Genomic DNA, 17,336 nt, shown 5'->3' with positions numbered 1-17,336 from the left:
TTCCAACAACGATCACTATAAGATGGTGGGCACGGCGCAAGTGCGCCTTTGCCTACCCTACGCATGCGGACGTCATCACGACTTCCCGACAAAAAATCCGATCCCCATCGCCACCACGCTGAGCATCATCGCTGCCGTCGACAGCCATCCCAGCCAATAGAGCGGGCCACCGACGACAAAGCGACCCATCACGTCCCTGCGCCGCGCCATGAACATCAGCAGCACCATCACGGGCACGGCGAGCACACCGTTGATGACGGCGCTCCAGTACAGCGCGGAGATCGGGTTGATCGGCGTGAAGTTCAGCGCGATGCCGATACCCGCCGACAGTGCCAGCACGGCGTAGAACGCGGCGGCTTCCTTCGGCTTGCGCGCGAGCCCGACCGGCCATCGCCGCCCCTCGCCGACGGCATACGCCGTGGCGCCGGCGAGCACCGGGATCGCCAACAATCCGGTGCCGACGATACCGAGCGCAAAAATCACTTCCGCGAACGCGCCGGCGATCGGACGCAGCGCTTCGGCGGCCTCCGCCGACGTCTGGATATCGGTCTTGCCGGCCGCGTGCAGCGTCGCCGCAACGGTCACGATGATCGACAGCGCAATCAAATTGGAGAACGCCATGCCGATAATGGTGTCAGCGCGGATGCGAGAAAGCTCCCGCCGTGCGCCATAGTGCTTCTCGATCAGGGGTCGCTTGGTGGCATCGACGCGCTGGTCTTCGGCTTCCTGCGAGGCCTGCCAGAAGAACAGATAGGGCGAGATCGTGGTGCCGAGGATCGCGACGATGGTGGTGAAATAGTCGAAGCTCCAGGTCATGCGCGGAAACAGGATGCCGGCGAGCGCCTCGCCCCACGACACCTTGGCAAAGGCAAGCGCCGCGACATAGGCGAACAGGCTGAGCGTCAGCCATTTCAGCACCGAGACGTAGCGCTGGTAATCGAGAAAGATCTGCGCCGCCACCGACGTCACACCGAACAGCAAGACATAGATGATGCTGTGGCCGCCGATCAGCAGTTTGCTGGCGTCCGCCATGGCGCCGAGGTCGGCGGCGATGTTGATGGTGTTGGCGATGAACAGCAGCGTCACCACCACATGGAGCAGCCATGACGAATAATGCCGGCACACATTGCCCGATAGGCCATGCCCGGTGACGCGGCCGACGCGCGCGGAAATTTCCTGGATCGCCGCCATCAGCGGGAAGGTCAGCAGCATGGTCCAGCCGATGCCGTAGCCGAGCTGCGCGCCAGCCTGGCTGTAGGTGCCGATCCCCGACGGATCGTCGTCGGACGCGCCGGTGATCAGGCCGGGGCCGAGCGCCTTCAGCGCATCGCGGAAGCGAAACGGCCGCGGCGGCTTGACCGTCGCGGCCGGTTCGTCACTGCCGGGAAGCCTGTTTGCGTGATGCTTTGAATTCGACTTGTTGTGCTCTGCCATGCCGGGACCAGCCGCAGCGACAACGAACCTGACGGGAGCAGGTTCCGAACGGCGACCTTGCCCGAGGATGCCGTGGCAGACAAGCTGCCGTCGATGCCGTCACGCGGTGCGCGGTTCGATCGCGGTCGCAACGCCCGGCTCCAGGATGCGCAATCGCGATCCAAAACCCAGCGTATCGAAGGTGGCGCGCAAATCCTGCGCGCTCTGGCGGAAATGCTTCCACCCATCGGTATGGACGGGAACGATCACCGCGTCCGGAAACGCGCGTGCGGTCTCGATAGTATCGTTGGTGTCCATGGTGAGGTGGAAGGGGCCACGGGTTTGCGCGGCGCCCGCGAATGGCAGGACCACGCCGGCTTTGAAACGCCGCGCCACCTCGGCAACGCCGTCGAACCAGGTTGTATCGCCGCTGATATAGACCGGACGGCTGCCGGGCTTATTCGACGTAACGACGAAGCCGATGACATCGCCCGACAGCGGTTCGATCCCGGCCGGGCCGTGACGCGCGGGCGTCGCGGTGACGGTGAGCGAATGACCGTTGTTGCCGGTCAATTCGGTGACCTCCCACGGCGCAAAGCCTTCCGCCTTGCCACCGAGCCGCTTCGCGCCGGCTTCCGTCGTCAACACGCGCTTGGCTGACTTAAGGAAATTGCGGCCGGAATTATCGAGATTATCCGAATGCTGGTCATGGCTGAGCAACACGGCGTCGACATCTCCGATCGCGTCTGCGCTCAGCGCCGGACCGACCAACTTTTCCAGCTTCACATGCGGCAGTTGATAGGCGCCGGGCTCATCGAAGGTCGGATCGGTGAGCAGGCGGAAGCCGTCGATTTCGATCAGCGCGGTAGGGCCGCCGATCAGGGTGATGGTAACTGTCATGACTTGCTCCTTTACGAAGTTTGACTAGCCGCTGCGGCGGGGCGGGTTACGAGATAAATGCCGAGGGCGACGGGAACGATCCCGAGCAGATCGCGAAACTCGACATGTTCGCCGAGCACGAGAAAGGCGAACAGCATGCCGAGCGGCGGCATCAGGAAGTGATAGGCGCTCGCGGCCGTCGCGCCACAGACCTTCAACAGATGAAACCAGAGCAGATAGGCCAGGATCGAACCGCCGAGCACGAGGAAGGCGAACGCGCCCAGCAGCCGCGCGCTCGGCACGATGTCACCCGCGCTGGACAGCGTGAATGCGAACGGCAACAGCACGATTCCCGCGGCGAGATTCTGCACGCCGTTGCCGACCCACAGGCTGCCCTTCGGCGCCAGCACCTTGAACAGGATGGTGCCGGCCACGATCGAGGCCAATGAGGCCAGCGTGAACAGGATACCGTGCCAGTCATCCGTGCCGACCGACATGCGATGCCAGACAATGAAGCCAACCCCGGCAATGCCGAGCAGCAGGCCCATCACCTTGCGCCAGGTCAGCGCCTCATCGAGAAAGGCCGCCGCGAGCACGGCGGTGAACACCGGATTGGCGCTGACGATCAGACCGCCGAGGCCGGCCGACACCGTCTGCAAGCCGGTATAGCCGAGGCCGAGATAGAGCGCGTTATTGGCGACGCCGAGGATCGCGAAGATGCCGGCGTCGCGCCAGGTGAGCGAGGACCACGCTTCGCCGCGCAGCGCCGTAATGCCAAGGATCAGGACGCCGGCCAGCGAAAATCGCGCCGTGAGCAGGATCAGCGGCGGACAATCGGTGACGCCGATCTTGCCGGCGACGAAGGCGAAGCTCCAGAGCAGGCAGAAGAGCGCGATAAAGAGCGGAAGCGGATTGAAACCGGCGCGGGGAACCGCAACCGAGGGCGCGAGCGACATGGGAAATCTCCTTTCACCTGATCTAGGCCCGCGCCTTGATATTTGGAAATTAAATGATAAACTAACATCCAGTGGATTTATGAATGGAGCATTCGCATGCTCGATCTGGAGCTCCTGCGCAGTTTCGTCAGCGTGGTCGATGCCGGCGGCTTTACCCGTGCCGGCGAACGCGTTCACCGCACGCAATCGACCGTCAGCCAGCAGATCAAGCGGCTGGAGGACGATGTCGGCCAGCCGCTGTTGAACCGCAACGGCAAGGACGTGACGCCGACCGAAGCCGGCGAGCGGCTGCTGTCTTACGCGCGGCGGCTGTTGTCGCTCGCCGAGGAAGCCCGCGACGTGGTGGCGCGCCCCGAGAGCGAAGGCGCGGTGCGGCTCGGTGTGCCCGAGGATTTTGCCGCCTATCGCCTGGCGAAACTGCTGGCGGCATTCTCGCGCTCACATCCCGGCCTACGGCTCGACGTCCGCACCGATCAAAGCGCCAATCTGAAGCGCGATCTCGAACGCGGCGAGCTCGACCTGGCGCTGTTCAAGCGCTCGGCCGGCGAGAAAGGCGGCATCGCCGTATGGCCGGAGCGCGTACATTGGGTCACCAGCAAGAGCCATCCGCGCGATACGCGCACCGGCTCGGTGCCGCTGATCGGATTTCCCACCGGCTGCCTCTACCGGGCAGGCGCGATCCATGCGTTGGAGAGTGCCGGGCGTTCGTGGCACATGACCTACACCAGCTCCAACCTCTCCGGCATCCAGGCCGCGGTCGCCGCCGGCATGGGCCTGAGCATTCTTTCGGAAATCGCAATCCAGGCCGACCATCGCGTACTGACCGCCAAGGATGGCTTCGCACCGATCGACCGGACCGAAGTGGCATTGGTAGCGGCTCCCGGTGCAAGCCCCGCGACATTGCGACTGGCGGATCGGCTGGCCGAGTTCTGCAGCACAGTGCAGGCGAAGGCGGCGTGAGCGGCCGACTGCCTACGTCTGTTCGACCAAAGCTTCCTTGGCGAGTACCCAGCCAGAGAGACCATACGACGATCTTAGGACGAACCCCTGCACGCCCTTTGATGTCAACAATTGGGACGCGGAAGCCAGATCCGCTGCCCAAGGACCTGGGGCACCCGCCATGTGATAGGACTCCGCTATCTGTGCGCCAAATTCGGCGAGCAATTGCTCAATGGGAACAGCGTCCAATGAATAGATGATGTTGCCGAACGCATCGTTCTCAAATTGGTATCCCTCAACACCGTTGAAAACGATTGTGCAGTCCGTCCATTCTTCGTGTCTCGGGGCTCTTGTATCAGGCTTTGCGTAAAGCTTGATTTGGCGAGTCTTGCAATTCACTTCGTACGCGACGAGGAAATCGTCGTGGAGTGACGGCAGCATAGCCATTTCAATAGCACCGCGAGGCAGCGATTCTGTGCACGCGGTTGTCACCGAGCACGTGCGCCATGAAGCCGGGCGCGCCAAAGATTTTCGCGAACGCAACATCGCGGATGCTCAAGCCGCCGGTATAGGCGCCGAACGCCGGCATCACGGCGCGCTCGCCGTCGCTCGCAAAGCATCGCCGCTCCATCGATCGTCCCCGGGTCGCAACGCGGGCCTTGGGGTGCAGGTGGCCGGCGATTTCACCCGCCGCGCCTGTCGGCTCATGACGGAATGCAATCGGGCCGATCGCGACTTCGCTCGCCACCACGCCCCCGAGATCGGACGGCAGGGCCGGATCGTGATTCCCTGATATCCAGATCCAGTCGCGCCGCGCCTGCATCGCCGAAAGCGCGTCGCGGTCGGGCGCCGACAGCCGTTCATGCGCATCGCGATCGTGAAAACTGTCGCCAAGCGCAATCACCATGCGCGGGTCATGCCGCGCGATGACGGCGGCGAGACGGCCGAGCGTCGCCACCGTGTCATAGGGCGGCAGCAGCACGCCGCGCGCGGCGAAGCTGGAGCCCTTTTCGAGATGAAGGTCGGAGACGACGAGCAGACGCTGCTCCTGCCAGAACAGCGCGCCGGAGAGGTCGGCAACGAACGTGACGTCGGCAACCATGACCTTCGAGGCGCGCATCTCTTGATCGTCTCCCGAAGATTGCGCCCCTGCCGTCACGTGCCTTCCCGTCTATCCCATTGCCTCTTTGACGAGTTCATCGGCGGCTTCCGCCAGCAACTCATCTCCCGCTTCGCCATAAACTGACTCGCGGCCGATTTCCAGCATCACGGGAACGGCGAGCGGCGAAACATGTTCGAGTTCCCGATGGGTGATTCGTCCTTGGATGCGCGACAGCATATCACCAAGACGCTTGAGATCGAGCAAGCCGGCGGCCGCGTCGGCGCGGGCAGCGCGCAGCAGCACGTGATCGGCCTGGTGCTTGCGCAGCACGTCGTAGATCAGGTCGGTGGAGAACAGCACCTGGCGGCGGGACTTTTCCTCGCCGGTAAAACGGCGGGCGATCAGGCCCGATATGACCGCGCAGGTACGGAAGGTGCGCTTCATCAATGCGGATTCGGCGAGCCACGCCTCGAGGTCGTCGCCCAGCATGTCCGGATCGAACAGGCCGTTGAGATCGAGCTTGCCGTGCCGGATCATGAATGACATGTCGCCGAGGCCCCAAACGGCGAGCGCATATTCGTTGGCGACGAAGCCGAGCGGCCGCACCCGCGCCCGCTCCATCCGCCGCGTCAAGAGCATGCCGAGCGTCTGGTGCGCCAGCCGTCCCTCGAAGGGATAGCAGACGAGGTAATGCTTGTTGCCCCGGGGAAAGGTTTCGATCAGTAGTTCCCTGACCGCCGGCACCAGTGAAAAGTTCTTTTGCAGCGACAGCCAGTCGCGCACCTGATCCGGCAGCGCATTCCATGCACGACGGTCGTCGAGAAGCTTTCGGACCCGCTCGGCGAGATAGGTCGAGAGCGGGAACTTGCCGCCCATATAGGACGGCACTTTTGCGTCCATGTCGTTGGCGCGCGAGACGTAGACCTGATCTTCCGCGAGCGCCTCGTAACGCACCACTTCACCACCGAATACAAAGGTGTCGCCGACCACCAGCCCCTCGATGAAATATTCCTCGATTTCACCGAGCATCCGTCCACCGCGCCCGAGTATGCCGGTCGACCCCGAACCGCCGCCGCGCGAGCGGACCAGGCGCACCTTCAGCATGGGCTCTTCGACAATGGTGCCGACGTTGAGGCGGTAGCTCTGCCGCGTCAGCGGGTTGGTGACGCGCCAGCGGCCCTGCTTGTCCTGCTTGATGCGCGCGAAGCGTTCGTAGGTTTTCAGCGCATAGCCGCCGGTGGCGACGAAATCGACCACGTCGTCGAAATCGATTCGCGTCAGCGACGCGTAAGGCGCCGAGGTCAGCACTTCCGCGTAGAGTTCGTCCGACAGAAACGGCTCGCCGCAGGCACAACCCAATACGTGCTGCGCCAGCACGTCGAGCGCGCCGGTGCGCAAGGGCGGCGTGTCCTGCGCGTTCTCTGCGATGGCATCGATCGCGACGCGGCATTCCAGCACCTCGAAGCGATTGGCAGGAATGAGCACGGCGCGCGATGGTTCGTCGAGCCGGTGATTGGCGCGACCGATCCGTTGCATCAGCCGCGAGGCGCCCTTGGGCGCGCCGACGTTGATAACGAGATCGATGTCGCCCCAGTCGATCCCGAGATCGAGCGAGGAGGTGCAGACCACGCCGCGCAGTTTTCCGGCCGCCATGGCGTCCTCGACCTTGCGGCGCTGCGCAACGTCGAGCGAGCCGTGATGCAAGGCAATCGCGAGGCCGTCGTCGTTCATGCGCCAAAAGTCCTGGAACAGCATTTCGGCCTGGCTGCGGGTGTTGACGAAGATCAGCGTGGTCTTGTTGCGTTTGATCAGCTCGTACATTTCGCCGAGCGCATGGCGCGCGGTATGGCCGGCCCATGGCAGCCGCTCCTGGGTATCGAGCATCTCGACGATGGGCGCCGCCGCGCCGCCGGCCACGACGATGTCGGCGGAGACTTCCTTGCCGTCGCGCTGCGGCACCAGAAAGCGCGCGAGCGACTCCGGCTCGGCCACCGTCGCCGAAAGGCCGATCGCGCGCATCTCGGGCGCCAGCCGCCACAGTCGCGCGAGACCAAGCGACAGCAGATCGCCGCGCTTGGAGGTGACGAGCGCATGCAGTTCGTCGAGCACGATGCGCTTGAGCGACGAGAACAGGAACGGCGCGTCGTCGGAGGACAGCAACAGCGCCAGTTGCTCTGGCGTGGTGAGCAGGATGTCCGGCGGATAGCGCCGCTGCCGCTGCCGCCGCGACACCGGCGTATCGCCGGTGCGGGTCTCGACCTTGATCGGCAGCCCCATCTCGGCAATCGGCGTCTCCAGATTGCGCGCGATGTCGACCGCGAGCGCTTTCAGCGGCGAGATGTACAGGGTGTGGAGGCCGCCGGTGCGCTTCACGGTGCGGCCGGTGGAGATGAGGCTCTTCTCGCCTCCGCCCTTTGAGGCGGCGGGAGAAGACAGCTCCACCAGCGTCGGAAGGAATCCTGCCAGCGTCTTGCCGGCGCCGGTCGGCGCAATCAAGAGCGCCGAACGGTCGTCGCTGGCTTTTGCCAGCAGCGCCAGTTGATGCTCGCGCGGCGACCAACCGCGCGACGCGAACCAGCGCCGGAAGCGGTCGGGCAGCAACGCAGCCGTTTCAAGCGGCGTGAAGGGCAAGGGATCGAGTGACGGCACGGAGAAGAGGTAAGCCGTCAGGGCCGGTTCGTCGAGGGCCTCGGAAGTCACCACGCCCCGCTCTTCGCGGGGAGAGGTCGGATCGCGAAGCGATCCGGGTGAGGGGCTCTCTCCGCGAGCACGTCGCCGACCGTCTGCGCGGAGAGAGCCCCTCACCCCTGCCCTCTCCCCGTGAAGGACGGGGAGAGGGAGAAGAAACAGCGGCGCGCGACCCGAGCCGCTACTCCGTCACCGGCTTGTCCGAAATATCCCAGTCCTTGCCGTTGAAGATCGAGATGTAGAGCGTCTTCATCGGCGTGTAGTCGTCGGGCGTGTAGCTGTAGGTTACGCCGTCCAGCATGTAGGGGGAATGGAAGCCCGCCAGCGTCGTGGCCTGCTTCAGAACGTTGGCGCGGGTGAGTTCGTCGCCGCAACGGCGCAGGATCTCCGCCATCGCCACCACCTGGCCGTAGCCGGCAAAGGCGATGGTGTTGTCGGGATCGACATTGGGCAGGTACTTCTTGCGCAGTTCCTCGAACGCCATCACGTCGGGATCCTTCTCGAAGCGCGGCACGCCGACCTCCTTGGCGTAGCGGATCGCGACGATGCCAGCGCAGTTTTCAAGGCCGGCGGCGCTGAGAATCGAACGCCCCGTCGAGCCCGCCGACAGCAGGTGCAGCGGCTTCCAGCCAAGTTCGGCCAATTTTCGGATCGACTGCGAAGACGCCTTGCCGGTCGAGATATTGTAGAAAACATCCGCGCCCGATTTGGAGAGATTGATGAGCTGCGAATCGATCGTCGGCTCGGTCAGATCGTAGGTCTGCTCCATGATCACCTTGGCGGTGCCGCCGGCATCCGCCAGCACCTTCTTGAAGGGTGCGAGGAAATCGCGGCCGAAATCGTCGTTCTGGTAGAGAATGCCGATCTTGGCGTTCGGCTTCACGCCCACGACATGCTTGGCGAGAATCCGCGCTTCGGTCGGATAGAGCGGCAGGCCCGCCATCGTCCATTTGAAGTTCTTGGGATCGTTCCATTTCGACGCGCCGGTGTTGAGCAATAGCTGCGGCACGCCCTTCGAGTTGAGATATTTGTGCACGGCGGTCTGCGGCGCGGTGCCGAGCGAGCCGTACAGCGCCAGCACTTCCTCCTGCTCGACCAGCCGCCGCGTCGCCTCGACGCATTTCGGCGCGCTGTAGGCGTCGTCCATGGAGAGGAATTTCACCTTGCGTCCATTGATGCCGCCCTTTTCGTTCAGCATCTGAAAATACACCTCGCCGACGCGCCCCAGCACGCCATAGAGCGAGCCGGGCCCGGAATGCGGCACGGTCTGTCCGAGCTTGATTTCGGTGTCGCTGGCGCCGGGATCGTATTTCTTCTCCGCCGCCCAGACTGATGGCGCGGGCATGGCGGATGCGAGGACAGTAGCGAGCGCGGTGGCGCCGAATTCGCGCCGGGTCTGCTTGTTCTTCATTGTTGTTTCTCCCTTATGGGAGTCTTGATCAGGCATTCCGGCGTCAGTGGCAATAGCAGACATGTCGCACGCAATGCCGCTATACGGCGAGCGCGTAGCGTCTAGACTCAAGTTCTCATGGCGACGGCGACCAGGCCGGGAACCGGCGCGTTGTCCTCGTTGCGGGCGGAGCGATCTTCCAGCAGGGGCAATGTGAGGCCGGCGGATTCGACCACGGCGCGCACGTAAGCCGCAGCATGGGCGTAGCGGAGCCCTTGGCCGATGACGACGCCTTCGCCGTCATGGGTTTCGGCGGTGAAGGCGAGCAGCCCGCCGGAGGCCAGCACGCGAGCGGCCTCCGCGAGAACCGGTGCAAGTTCGGCGACGTACACCATGGCGTCCGCGGCGAGAATGAGATCGGCGCTGGCGTCCGGCCGCGCGCGCAGACCCTGCAACATGTCGGCGACTTCCAGCTCCGCATACAGCGAAGTAGCGCGCGACCGTTCGATCATGCGCGGCGACAGATCGACGCCGATGAAATGATCGACCGTGCGGGCGAAAGCGGCCGCCGCCAGCCCGGTGCCGCAGCCGAGATCAATCGCGCGCTTGAAAAACGCCGGCTTGCGGGCGGCCGATCGCACCGACAGCACCGCCTTGAACAGCAGCGCCGGACCGCGATAGCCGAGATCGCCCACGAGTGAGGATTCAAACCGCGGCGCATACTGGTCGAACAGCGCTTGCACATAGGCCTGCGGCATGCCGGACACGGGCTCGGCGCCGAGCCGCATCAATCGAAGCCCGGCGCCGTGGCGGTCGCCGGGATCGCTGGCCTGGGCCTTTTGATACGCCGCAACCGCCGCCAGGTGCTCGCCAAGCTCTTCGCGGATGCCCGCGATCGTGAACCAGGCGGACGTGAAATTCGGCGCCAGCTCGATCGCCTGCATCAGGAGATCGGCGGCGGCGGGCAGATCGCCCTTCAATTGCAGGTCGCGGGCAAATTCGAACCGGCGGTCGGCCATCAGATCGCCGGAAGACAAAAAAAGGCGGGAAGGCATTTCAGGAACCAAATTCTTCATCGTCGGGCGCCTGTCCCCGACCTCGATCGGGGATGCCGCTGCAATCCATCATAAAAGGATACTCTTCAAAAAATGGATACGCGGGTCAAGCCCGCGCATGACGACCAAACATCGCACGGCTAAACATCGCGGCGGGACCGCCTATATGGAAGGCATGCGTCCGCAGGACATCCTGATCCCCGCTGCCGCCGGCCTGTGCTGCAAGCCGGGCGGCTTCCATATCGACCCGGTGCGCCAGGTCGAGCGCGCCGTGATTACCCACGGCCATTCCGATCATGCCCGGCCCGGCCATGGCGCCGTGCTCGCGACGCAGGAAACGCTCGACATGATGCGGCTGCGCTATGGCGACAATTTTTCCCGCAGCACACAGGCCGTGCGCTATGGCGAGGAAATCGCGCTCGGCGATGTCAAAATCAAATTCCATCCCGCGGGCCACGTGCTGGGCTCGGCGCAAATTGCTGTTACCTGCAAGGACACCTGCATAGTTGCCTCGGGCGACTACAAGGACGCCGCCGACCCGACTTGCGCGCCGTTCGAGGTGGTGCCCTGCGACGTCTTCATCACCGAGGCGACGTTTGGGCTGCCGGTCTTTCGCCATGGCGATGCGGCGGATGAGGTGAAGAAGCTGCTGGCATCGGTGGCGCTGTTTCCGGAGCGCGCGCATCTGGTCGGCGCCTACTCGCTCGGCAAGGCGCAGCGCGTGATCGCAGTGCTGCGCGAGCAGGGCTACGACGCGCCAATTTATCTGCACGGCGCGATGGAAGAGATCACGCGCTATTATGAAAGCCGTGGCATAGCGCTTGGCGAGCTGCGCCCGGTGAAGGGGATGAAGAAGGCCGATCTCGCCGGCACGATCACGCTGGCGCCGCCGTCGGCTACCTCAGATATCTGGACGCGACGTTTCCCCGATCCGGTCACGGCCTTCGCCTCGGGCTGGATGCGGGTGCGGGCGCGCGCCCGCCAGCGCGGCGTCGAACTGCCACTGGTGATCTCGGACCATGCCGATTGGGACGGGCTGACGGCAACGATCGCGGCCACCGGCGCCGGCGAGGTCTGGGTCACGCATGGCCAGGAAGACGCGCTGGTGCATTGGTGCAAGGCGCGCGGGCTTGCCGCGCGGCCACTCGATCTTGTCGGCTATGGCGATGAAGAGGAGCACGAGGTAGTCGCGGCCGGCGAGGCCGAAGCATGAACCATTTCGCCGAACTGCTAGATCGCCTCGCCTATGAGCCCGGCCGCAACAACAAGCTGCGGCTGATCACGGCCTATTTTCGCGACACGCCCGATCCCGACCGCGGCTACGCGCTGGCGGCGCTGACCGGCGCGCTGTCGTTCAAGCACGCCAAGCCGGGGCTGATCCGTGATTTGATTATGGATCGCGCTGATCCGGTGCTGTTCGCGCTGTCGTATGACTATGTCGGCGATTTATCCGAGACGGTCGCGCTGATGTGGCCGAAGACACAGCCGCCCGGCCACAACAACCCGCCTCCCCCCACCCTCTCGGAGGTCGTCACCACCCTTCGCACGCTCGGCAAGACCGACCTCCCAAAACAGCTCGCGCACTGGCTCGATGAACTCGACGAGACCGGGCGCTGGGCGCTGCTAAAACTCGTCACCGGCGCGATGCGGATCGGGATTTCGGCGCGGCTGGCGAAAACCGCGGCGGCCGCGCTTGGCGACAAGGACCCGCACGAGATCGAGTTGATCTGGCCGGGGCTGGCGCCGCCCTATCTCGACCTGTTCGCGTGGCTGGAAGGCCGCGGCGAGAAGCCGGTCAACCGCGATCCCGCACCGTTCCGCCCTGTCATGCTGGCGCATGCGATCGAGGATACGGATTTCGGCAGTCTCGATCCGACCGACTTCATCGCGGAGTGGAAATGGGACGGCATCCGCGTGCAGGCGGTCTCGGGCCGCGACGAGCGCGGCCACATGCAGGCACGGCTCTATTCGCGCACCGGCGAGGACATTACCAAAAGTTTTCCCGACCTCGTGCCGTCGCTGCATCTGCCCGGCGCCATCGATGGCGAGCTGCTGGTGCTGCGCGAGGGCCGCGTGCAGACCTTCAACGTGCTGCAGCAGCGGCTGAACCGAAAAGTCGTCTCGCCGAAACTGATCAAGGATTTTCCGATTCACTTGCGCGCCTACGACCTGCTCGGCGACGACGAAAACGATCTGCGCGAGCTGCCGTTCATCGAGCGCCGCGCGCATCTCGAGGCTTTTGTCAGAAAACTCAACGACCCGCGCATCGATTTGTCGCCGACGGTTGCCTTCGACAGCTGGGAGGCGCTGATGGCTGCGCGTGCCGAGCCCGCCAGCGCCGGTGCGGGCGAGGATGCCGAGGCGGTCGAGGGCGTCATGCTGAAGCGGCGCGACGCGCCCTACCTGCCGGGGCGACCCAAGGGCCAGTGGTGGAAATGGAAGCGCGACCCGCACATCATCGACGCGGTGTTGATGTACGCCCAGCGCGGCCACGGCAAGCGTTCGTCCTATTATTCGGACTACACCTTCGGCGTCTGGACCGCGGGCGAGGACGGGGAGCAGCTGGTGCCGGTCGGAAAAGCCTATTTCGGTTTCACCGACGAGGAACTCCTGCAGATCGACCGTTTCGTCCGCCGTAACACCACGGAAAAATTCGGCCCCGTGCGCCATGTCGTGCACGAGCCGGACCAGGGCCTGGTGCTGGAGGTCGCCTTCGAGGGGTTGCAGCGCTCGCCTCGGCACAAATCCGGCGTCGCGATGCGGTTTCCGCGCATCAGCCGGCTGCGCTGGGACAAGCCGCCGCGCGAGGCCGACCGGCTGGAGACGCTGGAGCGAATGCTAAGGACGTGACGGCAAATTAACATTTCAAGGGCGCATGGCGGCCATTGACTGATACGAGCGGGTTCCCCATCTGCCCCGCCGTGCCTATAATGCGCGCGACCCGCGAGGAGAGACCGATGCCGAACGAAGTCAGAGACCTGCCGACCAGCAATGACGGCCTGTACCGCTTCCTCGGCGGCTCGCCGCTGGCGGTGGCGTTCCGGCTGATCCTGCTGTCGATCCTGGTCGGCGTGGTGCTCGCCGCCATCGGATTCGATCCCTGGAATATCCTGCACAGCATCCAGACCCTGTTCCGGCGGCTGTGGGATCTCGGCTTCGACGCCGTCAACTGGCTGTGGCGCTACTTCCTGCTCGGCGCTGTGATCGTGATCCCGATCTGGCTGTTGTCGCGGCTGTTCGGCAGCCCCCGCGGGCGATAATCACTCACAGGCGGTGAGCAGCCGATGCAATTGCGATTTGTCGGCTGCGGCGACGCGCTCGGGTCGGGCGGCAGGTTCAACACCTGCTTCCACGTCACGGGCACTAGCGTCAATTTCCTGATCGATTGCGGCGCGTCGTCGCTGCCCGCGCTGAAGCGTCTCGGGATCGCGCGCGACGAGATCGATCTGGTCCTGATCACGCATTTCCACGGCGACCATTTTGGCGGCCTGCCGTTCCTGCTGCTGGACGCGCAGTTCACGCGGCGCGCCCGTCCACTCGTCATTGCCGGGCCGGTAGGCATCGAAACCAAGCTCGCCAGCCTGATGGAAGCGCTGTTCGAGCATTCCTCGAAGACAAAGCAGCGCTTCGATCTCTCGGTCGTTGCGCTCGAACCGGAGCAGAGCCGGATTTTTGGCGAGGTCAAGGTGACGCCGTATCCTCTCGTCCACGGCGAATCCGGCGGGCCATTCCTGGCCTATCGCATCGAGGCCGAGGGCCGCATCATAGCCTACAGCGCCGATACCGAGTGGACTGATACGCTGATCCCGGCGGCTCGCGGCGCGGACCTGTTCATTGCCGAGGCCTACTACTACGACAAAATCGTCAAGAACCATCTCAGCCTGAAGACGCTGGAAGCGCACCTTCCCGAGATCAACGCCAAACGGCTGGTGCTGACGCATATGAGCGACGACATGCTCGCCCGGCTGGATGAGCTGCCCTACACGGCCGCCCATGACGGCATGGCCGTCGAGCTCTAGGCATGCATTCGCCCGTAACTCCATCCAGGGTCACGACGGCACAGGTGTTTGCCATCGCCGGTCCCGCGATGCTCGCGAACCTGACCACGCCGCTGATCGGCATCGTCTCGACCACGGCGATCGGCCGGCTCGGCGATGCCGCGATGCTCGGCGGCGTGGCGATGGCCTCGGTGCTGTTCGACTGCATGTTCTGGCTGTTCGGATTCCTGCGCATGAGCACGGTCGCCTTTACGGCGCAGTCCCTTGGCACCGGCGAAGCGCAGGAACTGCGCGCGATCCTCGTACGCGGCTTGATTGTCGCATCGCTCGTTGGCGCGGCCCTGATCACGTTGCAGATCCCGCTTGCAGCGGTCCTGCTCGGCGCGATGGGCGGCAGCGAGAGCGTGACACGCGCCGCCAAAACCTACTTCACCATCCGGATCTGGTCGGCGCCTCTGGCGCTCGCCAATTACGTGGTGCTCGGCTGGTTGATCGGACAGGCGCGCGCCACGCTGGCGCTGACGACACAGGTCGCGATCAACGTGACCAACATGATCGCGACGATGCTGCTGGTGCTGGTATTCGACCTCGGCATCGCAGGCGCTGCGATCGCAGCCCTCATCGCCGAGGCGGCCGGGCTCCTGCTCGGTATTTTGATCGCGCAGCGTCTCTCCCGCGGGCAACCAGCCATTTCGCGCGCGACGCTGTTCGACCGCACAAAGCTGCTGCGGATGCTCTCGGTCAATCGTGACATCCTGATCCGTACCGCGGCGCTGATCACAGCCTTCCTGTTCTTCACCGCGCAGGGAGCACGCGCCGGCGACGTGACGCTCGCGGCCAACGCGGTGTTGAGCAATTTCCTGATGATCAGCGGCTTCTTCCTCGACGGCCTCGCCAACGCCGCCGAGCAGCTCTGTGGCCGCGCCTATGGCGCGCGCGACAAGAACGCTTTCGCCGGGGCGGTGAAGGTCGTCGTCATCTGGGGCTTTGGCTTTGCGCTCGCGGTCGCCGCATGTTTCCTGCTGTTCGGGCCGGCGCTGATCGACATCATGACGGCGAGCGTGGACGTACGCCGCATCGCGCGGGATTATTTGCCGTTCGTGATCTTCGCGCCGCTGCTCGGCGTATTCGCCTTTGCCTATGACGGCGTCTATATCGGCGCCACCTGGGCACGCGACATGCGCAACCTGATGGTGCTGGCGCTGCTCATTTTTGTCGCCGCGTGGTTTGCGCTGCGGTCGTTCGGCAATGCCGGGCTGTGGGCCGCGTTCCTGGTGCACTACGCCGCCCGCGGCGGCCTGGAGGCGTTGCGGTATCCGGCGCTGTTGAGGAGGTCGTTTGGCTCGTAGCCCGGATGCAGCGAAGCGAAATCCGGGGCCTTTGTGGAAGCGAGAGTCCGATCCCGGATTGCGCTGCGCTCCATCCGGGCTGCGCCGCATCAGTAACTACACCACCGGCCAGTCCTCGGCCGTAATGGTCGCCGCATCGGCGCCGACAATCTCCGACAGCGAGTCGCGTCCCGTCCGCAGCAACGTCGAGGCCAGATCGTTCTTGATATCCTCGACCAGCCCAAGACCCTTGTAGACCAGCGACGAATAGAGCTGGATCAGGCTGGCGCCGGCGCGGATCTTCGTCAGCGCTGCGCCGCCGGAATCGATGCCGCCGACGCCGATCAGCGGAAACGCGCCTTCAGTGCGGACGTAGGTCTCAGCCACCATGCGGGTCGATAATCGAAACAGCGGCCGTCCGGATAACCCACCCTGCTCTTTCGCGCGGGCTTGTTCACGCAACGCCGAAGGCCGCGCCAGCGTGGTGTTGGCGACGATCATGCCGTCGACACGGCGCGAGCGCGCGATGTGCACGACGTCGTCGAGTTCCGTCAAACTCAGATCCGGCGCGATCTTGAGCAGCACCGGCGAATCGCCGGCATTCTTGCGCACCCGCTCCCTGGCATCGATCACCTTGGCGAGCAGGTCGTCGAGCGCCGCGGATTGCTGCAGGTTACGCAGGCCCGGCGTGTTCGGCGAAGAGACGTTGACGGTGAAATAGCTCGCGACCGGCGCAAACGTCTCGATCAGCTTGACGTAGTCGGCGACGCGGTCGGACGAATCCTTGTTGGCCCCGACATTGACGCCGACGATGCCGCCATGGTGGGCGCGCGCCGCAAGCCGGCGTAGCGCGGCTTCGGCGCCGTCATTGTTGAAGCCCATGCGGTTGATCACCGCTTCATCCCGCTCGAGCCGAAACAGCCGCGGCCGCGGATTGCCGCCCTGCGGCTTCGGCGTCACCGTGCCGATTTCGACGAAACCGAACCCGAGCCGCAACAGCGCGTCGGGCACCTCCGCGCTCTTGTCGAAGCCCGCGGCCATGCCGATCGGATTGGGAAAATTCAGACCGAACGCGCGCACCGCCAGCTTCGAATCGTCAGCCCGCGGCTTGACCGGCGGCAGCAGCCGAAGGCCATGGATCGCCATGCGATGCGCGTCTTCCGGATCGAACCAGCGCAGCAGCGGCAGCGAAAAGGCGTCGAAGGCGCGGATCACGGGGTAAGCTCCGGAATGTCGTGAGAGCCATCGGACCGCGCGCGCATGTCGAGGATGGCGGTCACCGCGCCGAGATCGAGTTCGCCGTAGAGGTGCGGGAACAGTTCATCGTTGCGCGAAGGCTCCCAGCGCAACGCATCGCCCAGCGCGTCAGCGTCGACCGCGACCAGGAACAGGCCGGTCTGGCCGAAATAATGCTTTCGGGCCGTCTCGGGCACCTGGGACGCCGTAGAGAAATGAATGAAGCCGTCGCGCAGATCGTCGCTACTACCCCGGTAGACGCCCTGCCGTTCGGCCTCGCGCCAGGCCGAGGCGGGAGTGATTTTATAGATGATCCTCGGCACGGCTTTCCGGGCTTGTCGTTGAGACGGTT

The 17,336-nt window shown here is 64.6% G+C and carries 16 protein-coding genes; 6 read left to right on the top strand and 10 right to left on the bottom strand.

Going from position 1 to position 17,336, the window contains the following annotated elements:
• Positions 1–75 precede the first annotated feature (75 nt).
• The 3 genes from IVB05_RS03035 to IVB05_RS03025 form a co-directional block, all read right to left on the bottom strand.
• Positions 76–1,434, bottom strand: a complete 1,359-nt coding sequence (locus IVB05_RS03035; protein ID WP_247782957.1) for a divalent metal cation transporter — start codon at positions 1,432–1,434, stop codon at positions 76–78.
• Between the two features lie 99 nt (positions 1,435–1,533).
• The gene (locus IVB05_RS03030) at positions 1,534–2,313 is read right to left on the bottom strand and encodes an MBL fold metallo-hydrolase (RefSeq protein ID WP_247782956.1); all 780 of its coding nucleotides are present in this window, start codon (positions 2,311–2,313) and stop codon (positions 1,534–1,536) included.
• Positions 2,314–2,324: 11 nt separating this feature from the next.
• Positions 2,325–3,248 (bottom strand): DMT family transporter, encoded by a 924-nt coding sequence (locus IVB05_RS03025; protein ID WP_247782955.1) that lies wholly within the window; start codon positions 3,246–3,248, stop codon positions 2,325–2,327.
• Positions 3,249–3,344: 96 nt separating this feature from the next.
• Between IVB05_RS03025 and IVB05_RS03020 the strand changes: the two genes are divergently transcribed.
• Positions 3,345–4,208 (top strand): LysR family transcriptional regulator, encoded by an 864-nt coding sequence (locus tag IVB05_RS03020; RefSeq protein WP_247782954.1) that lies wholly within the window; start codon positions 3,345–3,347, stop codon positions 4,206–4,208.
• A gap of 12 nt (positions 4,209–4,220) precedes the next feature.
• On the opposite strand, the gene IVB05_RS03015 is transcribed toward IVB05_RS03020, so the two are convergent.
• From IVB05_RS03015 to IVB05_RS02995, 5 genes are all read right to left on the bottom strand, one after another.
• Positions 4,221–4,634 (bottom strand): hypothetical protein, encoded by a 414-nt coding sequence (locus IVB05_RS03015; RefSeq protein ID WP_247782953.1) that lies wholly within the window; start codon positions 4,632–4,634, stop codon positions 4,221–4,223.
• A 1-nt stretch (position 4,635) separates the two neighbouring features.
• Positions 4,636–5,307, bottom strand: a complete 672-nt coding sequence (gene pdeM, locus IVB05_RS03010) for a ligase-associated DNA damage response endonuclease PdeM (protein WP_247782952.1) — start codon at positions 5,305–5,307, stop codon at positions 4,636–4,638.
• A 51-nt stretch (positions 5,308–5,358) separates the two neighbouring features.
• Positions 5,359–7,938, bottom strand: a complete 2,580-nt coding sequence (locus tag IVB05_RS03005) for a ligase-associated DNA damage response DEXH box helicase (protein WP_247786570.1) — start codon at positions 7,936–7,938, stop codon at positions 5,359–5,361.
• Positions 7,939–8,158: 220 nt separating this feature from the next.
• On the bottom strand, positions 8,159–9,388 hold the full coding sequence (locus IVB05_RS03000) for an ABC transporter substrate-binding protein (protein ID WP_247782951.1): 1,230 nt from the start codon (positions 9,386–9,388) through the stop codon (positions 8,159–8,161).
• Positions 9,389–9,495: 107 nt separating this feature from the next.
• Positions 9,496–10,422, bottom strand: a complete 927-nt coding sequence (locus IVB05_RS02995) for a methyltransferase domain-containing protein (protein WP_247782950.1) — start codon at positions 10,420–10,422, stop codon at positions 9,496–9,498.
• A 175-nt stretch (positions 10,423–10,597) separates the two neighbouring features.
• Between IVB05_RS02995 and IVB05_RS02990 the strand changes: the two genes are divergently transcribed.
• From IVB05_RS02990 to IVB05_RS02970, 5 genes are all read left to right on the top strand, one after another.
• Positions 10,598–11,635: a ligase-associated DNA damage response exonuclease gene (locus IVB05_RS02990; protein WP_247786569.1), complete on the top strand. Its 1,038-nt coding sequence runs from the start codon at positions 10,598–10,600 to the stop codon at positions 11,633–11,635.
• Complete coding sequence (locus tag IVB05_RS02985; protein ID WP_247782949.1) at positions 11,632–13,272, top strand: cisplatin damage response ATP-dependent DNA ligase; 1,641 nt, start codon at positions 11,632–11,634, stop codon at positions 13,270–13,272. The genes IVB05_RS02990 and IVB05_RS02985 overlap by 4 nt, the downstream gene beginning before the upstream one ends.
• Before the next feature lie 107 nt (positions 13,273–13,379).
• Complete coding sequence (locus IVB05_RS02980) at positions 13,380–13,682, top strand: DUF6460 domain-containing protein (RefSeq protein WP_247782948.1); 303 nt, start codon at positions 13,380–13,382, stop codon at positions 13,680–13,682.
• Positions 13,683–13,706: 24 nt separating this feature from the next.
• Positions 13,707–14,441 (top strand): MBL fold metallo-hydrolase, encoded by a 735-nt coding sequence (locus IVB05_RS02975; RefSeq protein ID WP_247782947.1) that lies wholly within the window; start codon positions 13,707–13,709, stop codon positions 14,439–14,441.
• Positions 14,442–14,443: 2 nt separating this feature from the next.
• Positions 14,444–15,769 (top strand): MATE family efflux transporter, encoded by a 1,326-nt coding sequence (locus IVB05_RS02970; RefSeq protein ID WP_247782946.1) that lies wholly within the window; start codon positions 14,444–14,446, stop codon positions 15,767–15,769.
• 96 nt (positions 15,770–15,865) lie between these two features.
• Here the strand turns inward: IVB05_RS02970 and IVB05_RS02965 are convergent, their stop codons facing one another.
• Both IVB05_RS02965 and IVB05_RS02960 read right to left on the bottom strand, forming a co-directional pair.
• Positions 15,866–16,963: a quinone-dependent dihydroorotate dehydrogenase gene (locus IVB05_RS02965; RefSeq protein WP_247782945.1), complete on the bottom strand. Its 1,098-nt coding sequence runs from the start codon at positions 16,961–16,963 to the stop codon at positions 15,866–15,868.
• On the bottom strand, positions 16,960–17,307 hold the full coding sequence (locus IVB05_RS02960) for a DUF952 domain-containing protein (RefSeq protein ID WP_247782944.1): 348 nt from the start codon (positions 17,305–17,307) through the stop codon (positions 16,960–16,962). Before IVB05_RS02960 ends, IVB05_RS02965 begins: the two co-directional genes overlap by 4 nt.
• Positions 17,308–17,336 lie beyond the last annotated feature (29 nt).

This window comes from Bradyrhizobium sp. 170 (assembly GCF_023101085.1).
GTDB lineage: Bacteria > Pseudomonadota > Alphaproteobacteria > Rhizobiales > Xanthobacteraceae > Bradyrhizobium.
This window is presented reverse-complemented; position numbering and strand designations above follow the sequence as displayed.